Raw genomic sequence first — 12945 nt, forward strand, 5'->3', positions numbered from 1 at the left:
TGCCGGCCGCTGGCCGGCATTCGGGTCAACTCAGGGCGATTGTGGTTGTCGGCCTGCGGTCGGCACGACCGGGCGGCGGCCGATCCCGAACCAGCCCAGGGTGACGCCGCACAGCGGGCCGATCAGCAGGGCGAAGGCGAGGGTGCCGAGGCCGACGTTGCCGCCCAGCCACCAGCCCAGCAGCAGCACGCTGCCTTCGATGAGGCTGCGCACCTTCCAGATCGCCCAGCCGGTGCGGGCATGCAGGCCGGTCATGAGGCCATCGCGTGGACCCGGGCCGAGGCGGGCGCCGATGTACAGGCCGGTGGCCAATGCCACCAGCAGCATGCCCGCGCAGAACATCGTCAGTTGCCAGCCAAGGCCGACGGCCGGCGGCAGCAGCCACAGCCCGAACTGCGCGGAGGGACCGATCAGCATCACGTTGAGCACGGTGCCGACGCCCGGCTTCTGCCGCAGCGGCCACCACAGCAGCAGCACCAGTGCGCCAATCACATTGGTGGCCAGGCCAAACGAGAGCGGGGTCTGTGCGGCGATGCCCTGTGACAGCACATCCCACGGCGCCACGCCGATGGCGGCACGGATCATCAGCGAAGCACCAAAGCCGTACAGGAACAGGCCGGTGATCAGTTGCAGCAGGCGCAGGGGCAGGGCGGTGGGCACGGTGGGCTCGGGGGAGAGGAATCTGTTTCCACCGTAATCCCGATTCAGTCACTTCAATAGATACAGATGCCGACCAATCCGCCGCTACAGGCGGAATCTGTAGAGCCGAGCCCATGCTCGGCTGCTTTGCCTGGCACCACCAGCCGAGCATGGGCTCGGCTCTACATGACGCTTCAGTCGTCCCAGCCCACCAGTGCCAGCTTGCCCACCGTGCGTCCGCTGGCCAGGCGCTGATGCGCAATGTCCAGATTTGCCGCATTGATCGTGCCCAGTGACTCACTGAGCGTGCCGCGCAGCTGGCCAGCATCGATCATGCTGGCGGCGCGGCTGAGGATGCGGTGCTGTTCGATGCGGTCGGCGGTGGCAAAGCGCGAGCGCGCGAACATGAATTCCCAGTGGATGCCGATGCACTTGGCCTTGTAGGGATCGCCGATGCGCAGCGGGCCACGTGGCTCGACAATCAGCCCGACATGTCCCTGCGGCGCCAGCAGCTGGCCCAGCTCATCCCAGTACTGGTCGGTGTCGGCCAGGTTGAGTGCGACCTGCACCGCGTCGATGCCGAGCGCATGCAGCTGGGCCTGGAGCGGCTGCCGGTGATCAATCACGTGCCGGGCACCCATCTGCCGGCACCAGTCGGCCGAGGCTTCGCGCGACGCAGTGGCGATCACCTCGAAACCCGCATGGCGGGCCAGCTGGATCGCCATCGAGCCGACGCCGCCCGCACCGCCGATCACCAGCAGGTTCTGGCCGGCGTGGCGGCAATCATCCAGCCGCAGGGGCATGCGCTCGAACAGCAGTTCCCAGGCAGTGAGCGTGGTCAGCGGCAGTGCCGCGGCCTCGGCGAAATCCAGCGTGGTGGGTTTGCGCGCGACCAGACGTTCGTCCACCCATTGGTACTGCGCGTTGCACCCCGGGCGGGTGACATCACCGGCGTAATAGACCTCATCACCGGACGCGAACAGGCTGGCCTCGTCGCCGATCGCCTCCACTACGCCGGCCGCGTCCCAGCCAAGGATGCGAGGTGCCTGGAGCGTGGCTGGATCCGTGCTGGCACGCTGCTTGCCGTCGACCGGGTTGACCGAAATCGCCTCGACCCGCACCAGCAGGTCGCGCCCCCGTGGAGGCAGCGGCGGAGGAAGGCGGATATCGCACAGCGCGGGGGCGGACTCACGACTCAGGGCGACGGCTTTCATCACGGCTCCGGCTGGGTTCGTGGTTTCCATCATAAGGTTCCTCACCTTTTCGCAGAGACGCTGAACTGCTCATCGCAGCGCGCTGCGCAATGTGTCGTTTCCAACGCCTAAACCCCGTCAAACCCTTGCAGCGTGAGGGTCTTGCGGATTTTCATCATCCTGTATAGGGTTTCAACGTCGGACCGATGGACGGTCGGGCGCAACACTTCACATGTTACGGGACTGTTAACATGGCCTTCACCCGCCTGAGCATAATGTTCGCGGCGGTGGCGTGCTGAATCGGCTGTCGTACATCGACGCACTTGTGCTGGCCCATGCCTCTACCGGTTTCATACCCCCGAAATAGGAGCTGTACTCAATGAACAAGAAGATCCTTACTGCCGCGCTGCTGGGCGGCCTGGCTTTCGCCCAGGCAGCTTCGGCGCAGGAGTTCGATGACCGCTGGTACCTGACCGGTTCGGCCGGCTTCAACTTCCAGGACAGCGACCGTCTGACCAATGATGCTCCGTTCGTGACCCTGGGCCTGGGCAAGTTCATCAGCCCGAACTGGTCGCTGGACGGTGAGCTGAACTATCAGAACCCGAACTTCGATTCGAACAAGGACCTGAACTGGTCGCAGTACGGCGTCTCGCTGGACCTGCGTCGCCACTTCATCAAGGAAGGCCGCGGCTGGAACCCGTACATCGTCGGTGGCCTGGGCTACCAGAAGTCGGAAGAAGAGTACCCGGCGCTGAATGCCAACGGTCCGCGCCAGCGTAAGGACGGCAACGTTGCCGCCAAGCTGGGCGTCGGCCTGCAGACCACCTTCGAAAAGCGCGTTGCTGTCCGCGCCGAAGTGGCTTACCGCGCTGACTTCGACGACCAGAGCGTTGCCGCTCCGAACGAAGACTGGTTCGGTGACGTGCTGGCTTCGGTCGGCGTCGTGATCCCGCTGGGCCCGGCTCCGGTCGCGGCTGCTCCGGCTCCGGCTCCGGTTGCCCCGAGCTGCGCCGATCTGGACGACGACGGTGACGGCGTCAACAACTGCGACGACAAGTGCCCGAACTCGCAGCCGGGTCAGACCATCGGTCCGGACGGTTGCCCGGTGCCGGTCTCCATCGACCTGAAGGGCGTCAACTTCGACTTCGACAAGTCGAACCTGCGTCCGGACGCCGTGGCGATCCTGAGCGAAGCCACCGAGATCCTGAAGCGTTACCCGGATCTGCGCGTTGAAGTTGCCGGTCACACCGACTCGAAGGGTACCGACGCTTACAACCAGAAGCTGTCGGAGCGTCGCGCCACCGCCGTGTACAACTACCTGACCAAGAACGGCGTTGACGCCGGTCGCCTGGTCGGCCCGATCGGCTACGGCGAGAGCCGTCCGATTGCTCCGAACACCAACCCGGATGGTTCGGACAACCCGGAAGGTCGCGCCAAGAACCGTCGTACCGAGCTGAACGTCCAGAACTAAGTTCTGACGCTCTGCCAGTAGGACACAGCAGGACCCGGCTTCGGCCGGGTCTTGTTGTTTCTGCGGCACTCAATCCAGGCATCTGGTGGTCTGCAAGTAACCGTTCGTCGGGTTTTTATCCTTAAAACCAATGAGTTGCCGTATTCATTGAAAGTGGCGCTTGAAAGCTGTCGCGGCATTGCTAAACTCGCCGCGTCCCTTCCTTTCCTGGATGCCCCTCATGCTGCGCTCTGCATCGGCCGCCTTCCTGGCGCTGGCCCTGGTTCCCGCCGCCCACGCTGCGGTCGATTGCTCGGTCAACACCAGCGCCTCGCCGCTGCCGTTGCCGGCCACGACCATCGCGCCGGTTGCCGACGAGCTGTACATCCGTGGCAACCAGCTGGGCATGCCGGCCGGTGTGCTGAGCAGCAACTACGATCCGTCGCAGTCGCTGGACCAGGTGCTGCAGCGCCTGCGCATCGACGGCTGCCAGAACATCGCCAAGGCCATCCCTAGCGCACCGGCGGTGAAGCCGAACGATCCGGCGGCCTACAAGCCGCAGACCGAATTCGACAACACGCCCTGGCGCTTCGACATGAGCCAGAACGGCAAGCGCATGACCGCCGAAGAGTTCGACGCCTGGATGAAGGCGCGCGGTGTGCGCGTGGTCAAGGCGCGTCCGGCCCCGGCCGCCACGCCGGCGGCGGCTGAAGCACCGGCTGAGACCAAGCCGGTCGACAAGAAATAAGCACCGCGGGGAGCAGAGGCTTGCGCACGCGCCGCCCACCTGCTGCCCCCGCTGCCCGCTCCCACGCACCGCGTGGGCGTGCGACTTCCGCTGCCGCTTCCGCCGGTGTCCGCCATGGCCTGGCGCGTGTACTGTCCAAGGCCGGCGTGTGCTCGCGCAGCGAGGCCGCGCGCTGGATTGCCGAAGGCCGCGTACGCGTGTCCGGCCGGATCGTGCGCGACCCGGAATTTCCGATTGGCCAGCCGGTGCCGCCGATCGAGGTCGATGGCCAGCCCATGGGCGCGCCACAGCGCCTGTACCTGATGCTCAACAAACCGCGCGGGGTAGTGACCACCGCGCAGGACGAGCGCGGCCGCGACACCGTCTACCGCTGTTTCGATGGCGCGGGGCTGCCGTGGATCGCGCCGGTCGGGCGCCTGGACAAGGCCAGTGAAGGGCTGTTGCTGTTCAGCAACGATCCGCAGTGGGCGGCGCGCCTGACCGACCCGCAGACCGGGCCGGACAAGACCTACCACGTGCAGGTTGATGGCCTGCCCGATGACGCCACGCTGGCGGCACTGCGGGCCGGCGTGGAGGACGAAGGCGAGTTCCTCGCCGCCCGTGCCGTGCGCGTACTGCGCAGTGGCGACAAGACCGCATGGCTGGAGGTGGTCCTCGACGAGGGCCGCAATCGCCATATCCGCCGCCTGTTGGCGGCCTTCGACCTGCAGGTGCTGCGCCTGGTCCGGGTCGCGATCGGCGGGCTGCAGCTCGGCGATCTCGGCAAGGGCCAGTGGCGGGTCCTGCAGGTCAGCGACCAGCAGCGGCTGGGGGCCGCTGCACCGGGCTGATCATCGCCCGTGGCCGGCGTTTGCCGGCCGCCGTTCCAGGCGTAGGGGGCGCCTGGCTGTCGAATATCCCGAACGGAGCCTGCCATGTACCACCTGACCCTCAATCAAACCCTGCGCTGCGCAGGCCTGCTTCTGCCGATGGTGCTGCTGAGCGCCTGTGGTGGCCACAAGAAGGTGGCCAAGGCGGAAACGCCGGCCGAGACCCCGGTGGTGGAAGTGAAGACCCCGGAGCTGGATGGTCGCGGCAGTTACCGCTTCCTGATGAGCAACGGCGACAAGAAGATGACCGCCGATGAGTTCGATGCCTGGATGAAGGCCAACGGTATCCGCGTAGCCAAGGGCAATGGCCAGGATGCCGCCGCCAAGCCGGTGGTGGTGGCCAGCAAGGACGAGCCGAAGGGCAAGAAGAAAAAGAAGTGACGCGCGTCGCGCGTCATTTCGGTAGCGCCGGGCCGTGCCCGGCGAGCGCATGGCGCGGCTTTCGGGAAATCGCCGGGCATGGCCCGGCGCTACCCCAGGGGATCCGACCCCGGTGCGGTCAGCCCTTGACCACGCCCAGTTCGACGCCGATGCGCGTGAATGCATCGATCGCGCGGTCCAGATGCTCGCGGCTGTGCGCGGCGCTGATCTGGGTGCGGATGCGCGCCTGGCCCTTGGGTACCACCGGGAAGAAGAAACCGATCGCGTAGATGCCTTCTTCGAGCAGGCGCTCGGCGAACTTCTGTGCCAGCGGCGCGTCGTACAGCATCACCGGGCTGATCGGATGTACGCCCGGCTTCACGTCGAAACCGGCCGCGGTCATTTTTTCGCGGAAGTAGGCGGTGTTCTCGGCCAGCGTGCTGCGCAGGTCGTCGGCGGCGGCCAGCATTTCGAATGCCTTGATGCCTGCGGCCACCACGTGCGGCGGCAGCGAGTTGGAGAACAGGTACGGGCGCGAGCGCTGGCGCAGCAGTTCGATCACTTCGGCGCTGGCGCAGGTGAAGCCGCCAAGTGCGCCACCCATGGCCTTGCCCAGGGTGCCGGTGATGATGTCGATCTTCTCCAGCACGCCCTTGACCTCGGCCGAACCGCGGCCGGTGGCGCCAAGGAAACCGGTGGCGTGGCATTCGTCGATGTGCACCAGCGCGTTGTACTTCTTCGCCAGCGCAGTGATCTCGTCCAGCGGCGCGATGAAGCCGTCCATCGAGAACACGCCGTCGGTGGTGATCAGCTTGGTCTTGCAGCCGGCGGCATCGGCGGCCTGCAGCTGGGCTTCCAGGTCGGCCATGTCGCAGTTGGCGTAGCGGAAACGCTTGGCCTTGCACAGGCGCACGCCGTCGATGATCGACGCATGGTTCAGTGCGTCGGAAATGATCGCGTCATTCTCGCCAAGCAGTGGCTCGAACAGGCCGCCATTGGCATCGAAGCAGGCCGCGTACAGGATGGTGTCCTGCTTGCCGAAGAAATCGGCGATCTGCTTCTCCAGCTGCTTGTGCAGGTCCTGGGTGCCGCAGATGAAGCGCACCGACGCCATGCCGAAGCCGTGGCTGTCCAGCGCGTCCTTGGCGGCCTGGATCAGGTCCGGGTGGTCGGCCAGGCCCAGATAGTTGTTGGCACAGAAATTCAGCACCGTGCGGCCGTCGTCGAGGGTGATCTCGGCCGACTGCGGGCTGGTGATGATCCGCTCGGACTTGAACAGGCCCTGGGCGCGGATGGCGTCCAGTTCCTCGGCGTAGTGGCGGGTCAGGGCGGAGGAGGGGTCGGTCATGGCGTGGGCACGGTTCTGAGCGGGGAAACCGCTGATTCTACCGGGCATCGCCGCTTGCCAACCGGCGCAGTTGCGGCGTCACCACAGCGGTCACATGTTGCATCGCAATAGCAAACGGGTTAAAAATTCGTGAACCGGCGCTGTCCCGCTCCGGCCGCCCCGCCTTCCGCGCCACGCCACCGCCCCCACCGGAGACGCTCATGAAGCACGCCCGTGCCTGCCTCGCCATTGCCGCTGCCCTGTCCATGGCCGCCCCGTTCACCGCCAGTGCCCAGGAAGACGAATCGCCGTACAGCTGGGACGTCACCGCCGTTTCCGATTACCTGTTCCGTGGTGTCTCACAGACCGACGAAAAGCCGACCCTGCAGGCGGGGTTCACCTACACCTCGCCGGTCGGCCTGTATGCCGGTGTCTGGGGTTCGGGCGTCGACTTCGGTCCGGGCGACCCGAGCACCGAGGTCGACTACCAGATCGGCTATGGCGTTGACGTCACGCCCCGCGTCAATTTCGACGCCCTGCTGAACCGCTACACCTACCTCGGTGCCAGCGAGCTGAACTACAACGAGCTGATCACCACCACCACGCTGGATGAGACCTACAAGCTGACGGTGGCCTACACCAACGATGTCTGGAACAGCAGCACCGATGGCTGGTACTTCGGCCTGGGCGGCAGCTGGGGCCTGCCGAAAGACTTCACCCTGAATGCCAACGTCGGCCGCAGCACCTTCGAGGACGGCATCGCCAAGGACTATACCGACTGGAACGTCGGCGTCGAACGCCAGTTCGGCCTGTTCAACGTCGGCCTCGGCTACTACGGCACCGACGGCAACGGCCGCGACAACTCCGGCAAGCTGGCCCACAGCCGGGTGATGCTGAGCGTGGCCGTCGGCAAGTAACGCCGCAGGCGTTACGGTAGGTGCCAAGCTTGCCTGGCACGCATTGGAAAAAGGCGCCCATCGGGCGCCTTTTTCATTCCGGTGACGCCGGGCATGGCCCGGCGCTACCGTGGGGCGGATCAGTTCCAGCTCAATACCACTTTGCCGGCCTTGCCTTCTTCCATCAGGTCGAAGCCCTTCTGGAAATCGTCAATCGGCAGCTGGTGGGTCATCACCTTGCCGAGCGGGAAGCCGGACAGCACCAGCTGGGTCATCTTGTACCAGGTCTCGTACATCTTGCGGCCGTAGATGCCCTGCACGGTCAGGCCCTTGAAGATGATCTTGTCCCAGTCGCAGCCGGCGCCCTTGGGCATGATGCCGAGCATGGCGATCTTGCCGCCGTGGTACATGCAGTCGAGCATGTCATTGAAAGCGCGCGGGTTGCCGCTCATTTCCAGGCCCACGTCGAAGCCTTCCATGTGCAGTTCCTTCATCACGTCCTTCAGCGACTGGTTGGCCACGTTGACCACGCGGGTAGCGCCCATGTCGGCGGCCAGCTTCAGGCGGAAGTCGTTGACGTCGGTCACCACTACGTTACGCGCGCCGATGTGCTTGCAGATGCCGGCGGCGATGATGCCGATCGGGCCGGCACCGGTGATCAGCACGTCCTCCCCGATCACATCGAATTCCAGCGCACAGTGCGCGGCGTTGCCGTAAGGATCGAAGAACGCGGCCAGCTCCGACGGAATCTGGTCCGGGATCGGCCACAGGTTGCTGGCCGGCATCACCATGTATTCGGCGAACGCGCCGTTGACGTTGACGCCGATGCCGACGGTGTTCGGACACAGGTGCGGGCGGCCGCCCCGGCAGTTGCGGCAATGACCGCAGACGATGTGGCCTTCGGCCGAGACGCGCTGGCCGATCTCATAGCCGGTCACTGCCGAGCCCAGCGCGGCGACGCGGCCGACGAATTCGTGGCCGATGGTCAGGCCCGGCTTGATGGTGCGCTGGCTCCACTCGTCCCACAGGTAGATGTGCAGGTCGGTACCGCAGATCGCGGTCTTCTCCAGCTTGATCAGGACCTCGTTCGGGCCGGGGGTCGGCACCGGAACTTCTTCCAGCCAGATGCCCTTGGCTGCTTCGCGCTTGACCAGGGCCTTCATCGTTTGCTGCGCCATCGGGGTGGAACTCATCAGGGGGAAAGCGCGGATTATAGGGTGCCGGACGGAATTCCCATGTTGCGCTGCGGGTGCTTTGGCGGAACGAAAGGCATGCGCCGACGGGCGTTTCGAACGTGCTGCAAACAGCAGCGCCGCTTCGCTCGCCGGGCATGGCTCGGCGCTACCGTCCGAGGCCAGGGGACTGTGGGGAGGCGAGAGGCCAGGCCGATGCAGGACCGTGAGCGCCATGGATGGCGCGACCGAGCCCCCATGGGTGAGGGCGCTTTGCTCGCGAAGCACTGCTTCGCAAGCGCCAGAACGCACAGCCGCCAGCGGCTGGGCCGGGCCGCGGAGCGGGGTTTACGGCGTGTCCTGCATCGGCCTGGCCTCTCGCCTCTGACCGATCGCAATGGAAACGCTGAACGGTGGAGGCACCTGATTGCATGACTTCCGGGGTTCGGGCCGGGGCAGGGCGGCGGGCTACAATCGAGGGTTCCACTACCAGGGGCCGCTCCATGCGCTCGAACCTGCTTGCATTTTCCATCGTCGCCAGCCTCGGGCTGGCCCAGGTCGCCCATGCCGCTGAAGGCATGTGGGTGCCGCAGCAGCTGCCGGAAATCGCCGGCCCGCTGCAGAAGGCCGGCCTGAAGCTGTCCCCGCAGCAGCTGTCCAACCTGACCGGCGACCCGATGGGCGCGGTCGTCGCCCTCGGCGGCTGCACCGCCAGCTTCGTCTCGCCGCAGGGTCTGGTGGTCACCAACCACCATTGCGCGTATGGCGCCATCCAGCTGAATTCGACCGCGCAGAAGAACCTGATCAAGGACGGCTTCAACGCGCCGACCCTGAAGGACGAACTGAGCGCCGGCCCGAACGCCCGCGTGTTCGTGCTCGACCAGATCACCGACGTCACCGCCCAGGCCAAGGCCGCCATCGCCGCCGCCGGCAATGACCCGTTGGCCCGCAGCCGCGCGCTGGACGCCTTCGACAAGGCCCAGGTTGCCGCCTGTGAGGCCGATGCCGGTTTCCGCTGCCGCCTGTACAGCTTCTCCGGCGGCAACACCTACCGCCTGTTCCGCAACATGGAAATCAAGGATGTGCGCCTGGTCTACGCGCCCCCGGGCAGCGTCGGCAAGTTCGGCGGCGACGTCGACAACTGGATGTGGCCACGCCACACCGGCGATTTCTCGTTCTACCGCGCCTACGTCGGCAAGGACGGCAAGCCGGCCGCCTTCGCCGCCGACAACGTGCCGTACCAGCCCAAGCACTTCCTGAAGTTCGCCGACCAGCCGCTGGGCGCCGACGACTTCGTGATGGTGGCCGGCTACCCGGGCCGCACCAACCGCTACGCGCTGGCCGGTGAGTTCAACGAAACCGCCAGCTTCACCTACCCGACCATCGCCAAGCACTACAACGCGGTGCTGAAGCTGATCGCCGACGCCGGCAAGGCCGACGCCGACGTCAAGGTGAAGTACGCCGCCACCGCCGCCAGCATGAACAACGTGGCCAAGAACTACCTGGGCCAGCTGGAAGGCTTCAAGCGCATCGACGCCGCTGGCCAGAAGCAGGCTGAAGAAGCCGCCGTGCTGGCGTGGCTGAAGAAGCAGGGCGCTGCCGGCAAGCCGGCCCTGGCCGCACACGCGCAGCTGCTCAAGCATCTGGATACCAGCAAGGCCACCCGCGAACGCGACCTGTTCGTCGGCCAGTTCAACAACACCTCGGCCGTTGGCGCGGCGATCGCCCTGTACCGCCTGTCGATCGAGCGCAGCAAGCCGGATGCCGAACGCGAAGCCGGTTACCAGGAACGCGACCTGACCACCATCGAAGGTGGCCTGAAGCAGATGGATCGTCGCTACGTGGCGAAGATGGACCAGCAGCTGCAGGCCTACTGGCTGGAGCAGTACGTGGCCCTGCCGGCCGCGCAGCGCGACAATGACGTGCTGAACAAGTGGCTGGCCGGCAGCGATGCCGCTGCGGTGAAGTCGGTGGTGGCCAAGCTGTCGGGCACCGAGCTGGGCAGCCTGGATGCACGCCTGAAGTGGTTCAAGGCCGACCGTGCCGCGTTTGAAGCCAGCAGCGATCCGGCCATCCAGTACGCCGTGGCTGTCATGCCGGCACTGCTGAAGCAGGAAGAGCAGAAGAAGATCCGCGAAGGCGAATCGCTGACCGCGCGCCCGCTGTACCTGCAGGCCGTGGCCGACTACAAGAAGAGCCAGGGTGAGTTTGTCTACCCGGACGCCAACCTGTCGCTGCGCATCACCTTCGGCAACGTCATGGGCTATGGCAAGGACGGCGTGACGTACACCCCGTTCACCACCCTGGAAGGCGTGGCGGCGAAGGAGACCGGTGAAGATCCGTTCGATTCGCCGAAGGCGCTGCTCGACGCGGTCAAGGCCAAGCGCTATGGCGGCCTGGAAGACAAGCGCCTTGGTTCGGTACCGGTGAACTTCCTGTCCAACCTGGACATCACCGGCGGCAACTCGGGTTCGCCGGTGCTGGACGCCAACGGCAAGCTGGTCGGCCTGGCATTCGATGGCAACTGGGAATCGGTCAGCTCCAACTGGGTGTTCGATCCGGTGATGACCCGCATGATCGCCGTCGACAGCCGCTACATGCAGTGGATCATGCAGGAAGTGGCGCCGGCGCCGCAGCTGTTGAAGGAACTGAACCTGGCGAAGTAAACCGGTTGCGGTAGTGCCGGCCGCTGGCCGGCAACGCCTGCAGACACTGCCGGGCGGTGCATCCACGCTACTGCAATACTGAAACCCCGCGACGTCTGTCGCGGGGTTTTTTGTCAGCAGCCCTAAGCGGTTTCCCAGGGAACCGGGCGCCCCATTCCCGACACATCGCTGCCCGCTCCGAGCACCCGGCAGTGATTCCAGTAGTCATCTTCCGAGCCCTCAAGGCCGTCGAGATGCAGGCGGACGGATGGGATAGGCCAGCAGTGTTCCATTGCAGCCAGCGCGATCAGCTGTTCGCAAACGTCTTCGTCCGGTGCATCCAATCCGGACAACAAGCGCTCGAACGCTTCATAGAACTCTTCCTCGGGATCGTTCAGGGCGGCAATTTCGTCCATTTCGATTGAAATGAACTCATACGGTGCGTCTTCAATCACCCGCTCGAGCATGTTCACGTACGGAGCAAGATCACCGATACCCTTGAATGCCTGGACGACGCCTGTGCGGCGGCGCCGAAGGGTTTCGAGCACTTTCTGTTTGGGTGCCGAAGGTGCCTGTCCGATCACAACTTCGCCATCGACTTCGAAATCAGCCCGCTGGAAATCCTCGGGTGTAAAAAGCGCCGGCCACAGCAGCGGTATGCAGTAGACATCGTTTGCCAGTGTCTGCACGTCGGAATCGTAGTCGACGGCGAAGCTGGGATAGATGCCCGGCAGGGGGCTGCAGCACAGATAGGAGCGATTGGACATTGATCGGCCCGCAAAGGCTCCAAGCGTGGACGTCGGGTGCCAGCAATGCCATCAGATTAGTTGCATATTGCAAAGTGAACGTGGCTGTCCGCTTCGACGTCGTTGGTTGCACTGCATCCCTAGCTGCCCGGCCCGGTGCGCCGAACAGGTATCATCCCTGTTCCGCGTGCTTCACAGGATGTGAACGAAACGCGGAAACCTCCTCCCCCCAGGACCCCTTGCACGCATGCGCATCCTGCTTGCCCGCCACGGCGAAACGCCGTGGAACGCCGAAGGCCGCTACCAGGGCCAGATCGACATCCCGCTTTCGCCGATCGGCGAAGCCCAGGCCCAGGCCCTGGGTGCCCGCCTGGCCTCGGTGGACATCACCCGTGCCGTCGCCTCGCCGCTGTCGCGCGCGCAGCGGACCGCGCAGCTGGCGCTTGGCGCCGCCCGCGCCGACATGCTGCTGACCGAGCCGGAGCTGCAGGAAATCGCCCACGGTGAATGGGAAGGGTTGCTGGCCAGCGAGATCCACGAGAAGGATCCGTCGCGCCTGCAGGCCTGGCGCGAGGAGCCGGATACGGTGTTGATGCCCGGCGGCGAATCGCTGCGCCTGGTGCTGGAGCGCAGCTGGCGTGGCCTGGCCCGCGCCACCGAAGGCCTCGGCGAGCACGACACCCTGCTGGTGGTTGCGCACGATGCGGTCAACCGCGTGATCCTGTGCAAGGTGCTGGGCCTGCCGCTTTCCCGGCTGTGGACCTTCCGCCAGGCACCGACCACGCTCAACCTGCTCGAAGGCGCCGACCTGGACAGCCTGGAAGTGGTGCGCCTGAACGACTGCGCCCACCACACGCCGTTCTTCGGCGAAGCCAAGCACCGCGCCCTCTGATTCCCGAA

12 protein-coding genes are annotated in these 12945 nt (G+C 65.5%); 7 read left to right on the forward strand and 5 right to left on the reverse strand.

Features of this window, described 5'->3' with window-relative positions:
• Positions 1-30: 30 nt before the first annotated feature.
• On the reverse strand, positions 31-660 hold the full coding sequence (gene yczE / locus AC5P8C_RS17725; protein WP_021202254.1) for a membrane protein YczE: 630 nt from the start codon (positions 658-660) through the stop codon (positions 31-33).
• A 173-nt stretch (positions 661-833) separates the two neighbouring features.
• Positions 834-1853, reverse strand: a complete 1020-nt coding sequence (locus AC5P8C_RS17730; RefSeq protein ID WP_019659560.1) for a zinc-binding alcohol dehydrogenase family protein — start codon at positions 1851-1853, stop codon at positions 834-836.
• A 358-nt stretch (positions 1854-2211) separates the two neighbouring features.
• Between AC5P8C_RS17730 and AC5P8C_RS17735 the strand changes: the two genes are divergently transcribed.
• The 4 genes from AC5P8C_RS17735 to AC5P8C_RS17750 all read left to right on the forward strand — a co-directional run bounded on the left by AC5P8C_RS17735 (position 2212) and on the right by AC5P8C_RS17750 (position 5280).
• Positions 2212-3303: an OmpA family protein gene (locus AC5P8C_RS17735; protein WP_019659558.1), complete on the forward strand. Its 1092-nt coding sequence runs from the start codon at positions 2212-2214 to the stop codon at positions 3301-3303.
• A gap of 220 nt (positions 3304-3523) precedes the next feature.
• A complete protein-coding gene (locus AC5P8C_RS17740; RefSeq protein WP_014646073.1) occupies positions 3524-4030 on the forward strand; it encodes a hypothetical protein in 507 nt (168 codons plus the stop codon).
• A 20-nt stretch (positions 4031-4050) separates the two neighbouring features.
• Positions 4051-4860: a pseudouridine synthase gene (locus AC5P8C_RS17745; protein ID WP_019659557.1), complete on the forward strand. Its 810-nt coding sequence runs from the start codon at positions 4051-4053 to the stop codon at positions 4858-4860.
• An 84-nt stretch (positions 4861-4944) separates the two neighbouring features.
• Complete coding sequence (locus tag AC5P8C_RS17750; RefSeq protein WP_019659556.1) at positions 4945-5280, forward strand: hypothetical protein; 336 nt, start codon at positions 4945-4947, stop codon at positions 5278-5280.
• A gap of 118 nt (positions 5281-5398) precedes the next feature.
• Here the strand turns inward: AC5P8C_RS17750 and kbl are convergent, their stop codons facing one another.
• Positions 5399-6607, reverse strand: coding sequence for a glycine C-acetyltransferase (gene kbl / locus AC5P8C_RS17755; protein WP_021202257.1), 1209 nt, complete (start codon positions 6605-6607; stop codon positions 5399-5401).
• A 200-nt stretch (positions 6608-6807) separates the two neighbouring features.
• Between kbl and AC5P8C_RS17760 the strand changes: the two genes are divergently transcribed.
• Entirely contained in the window at positions 6808-7503 is a 696-nt protein-coding gene (locus tag AC5P8C_RS17760) for a TorF family putative porin (RefSeq protein WP_019659554.1), read from the forward strand.
• 119 nt (positions 7504-7622) lie between these two features.
• On the opposite strand, the gene tdh is transcribed toward AC5P8C_RS17760, so the two are convergent.
• The gene (tdh, locus tag AC5P8C_RS17765) at positions 7623-8645 is read right to left on the reverse strand and encodes an L-threonine 3-dehydrogenase (RefSeq protein ID WP_026346966.1); all 1023 of its coding nucleotides are present in this window, start codon (positions 8643-8645) and stop codon (positions 7623-7625) included.
• 512 nt (positions 8646-9157) lie between these two features.
• Here tdh and AC5P8C_RS17770 point away from each other — a divergent pair.
• Positions 9158-11320 (forward strand): S46 family peptidase, encoded by a 2163-nt coding sequence (locus tag AC5P8C_RS17770; protein WP_495219177.1) that lies wholly within the window; start codon positions 9158-9160, stop codon positions 11318-11320.
• A gap of 122 nt (positions 11321-11442) precedes the next feature.
• Here AC5P8C_RS17770 and AC5P8C_RS17775 read toward each other — a convergent pair whose 3' ends face one another.
• On the reverse strand, positions 11443-12066 hold the full coding sequence (locus AC5P8C_RS17775; protein WP_049434025.1) for a hypothetical protein: 624 nt from the start codon (positions 12064-12066) through the stop codon (positions 11443-11445).
• Positions 12067-12292: 226 nt separating this feature from the next.
• Here AC5P8C_RS17775 and AC5P8C_RS17780 point away from each other — a divergent pair, with 226 nt between their 5' ends.
• Positions 12293-12937 (forward strand): histidine phosphatase family protein, encoded by a 645-nt coding sequence (locus tag AC5P8C_RS17780; RefSeq protein WP_005408242.1) that lies wholly within the window; start codon positions 12293-12295, stop codon positions 12935-12937.
• The last annotated feature ends 8 nt before the right edge of the window (positions 12938-12945 follow it).

Source organism: Stenotrophomonas sp. YJH_SMC_46 (assembly GCF_059370315.1).

Excerpts from the sequence above, each read along its gene's own strand:
- AC5P8C_RS17770 (WP_495219177.1), top strand. The coding sequence starts at position 9,158 with ATGCGCTCGAACCTGCTTGCATTTTCCATCGTCGCCAGCCTCGGGCTG.
- AC5P8C_RS17780 (WP_005408242.1), top strand. The coding sequence starts at position 12,293 with ATGCGCATCCTGCTTGCCCGCCACGGCGAAACGCCGTGGAACGCCGAA.
- AC5P8C_RS17730 (WP_019659560.1), bottom strand. The coding sequence starts at position 1,853 with ATGAAAGCCGTCGCCCTGAGTCGTGAGTCCGCCCCCGCGCTGTGCGAT.
- AC5P8C_RS17750 (WP_019659556.1), top strand. The coding sequence starts at position 4,945 with ATGTACCACCTGACCCTCAATCAAACCCTGCGCTGCGCAGGCCTGCTT.
- tdh (WP_026346966.1), bottom strand. The coding sequence starts at position 8,645 with ATGAAGGCCCTGGTCAAGCGCGAAGCAGCCAAGGGCATCTGGCTGGAA.
- AC5P8C_RS17735 (WP_019659558.1), top strand. The coding sequence starts at position 2,212 with ATGAACAAGAAGATCCTTACTGCCGCGCTGCTGGGCGGCCTGGCTTTC.
- AC5P8C_RS17775 (WP_049434025.1), bottom strand. The coding sequence starts at position 12,066 with ATGTCCAATCGCTCCTATCTGTGCTGCAGCCCCCTGCCGGGCATCTAT.
- AC5P8C_RS17740 (WP_014646073.1), top strand. The coding sequence starts at position 3,524 with ATGCTGCGCTCTGCATCGGCCGCCTTCCTGGCGCTGGCCCTGGTTCCC.
- kbl (WP_021202257.1), bottom strand. The coding sequence starts at position 6,607 with ATGACCGACCCCTCCTCCGCCCTGACCCGCCACTACGCCGAGGAACTG.
- AC5P8C_RS17760 (WP_019659554.1), top strand. The coding sequence starts at position 6,808 with ATGAAGCACGCCCGTGCCTGCCTCGCCATTGCCGCTGCCCTGTCCATG.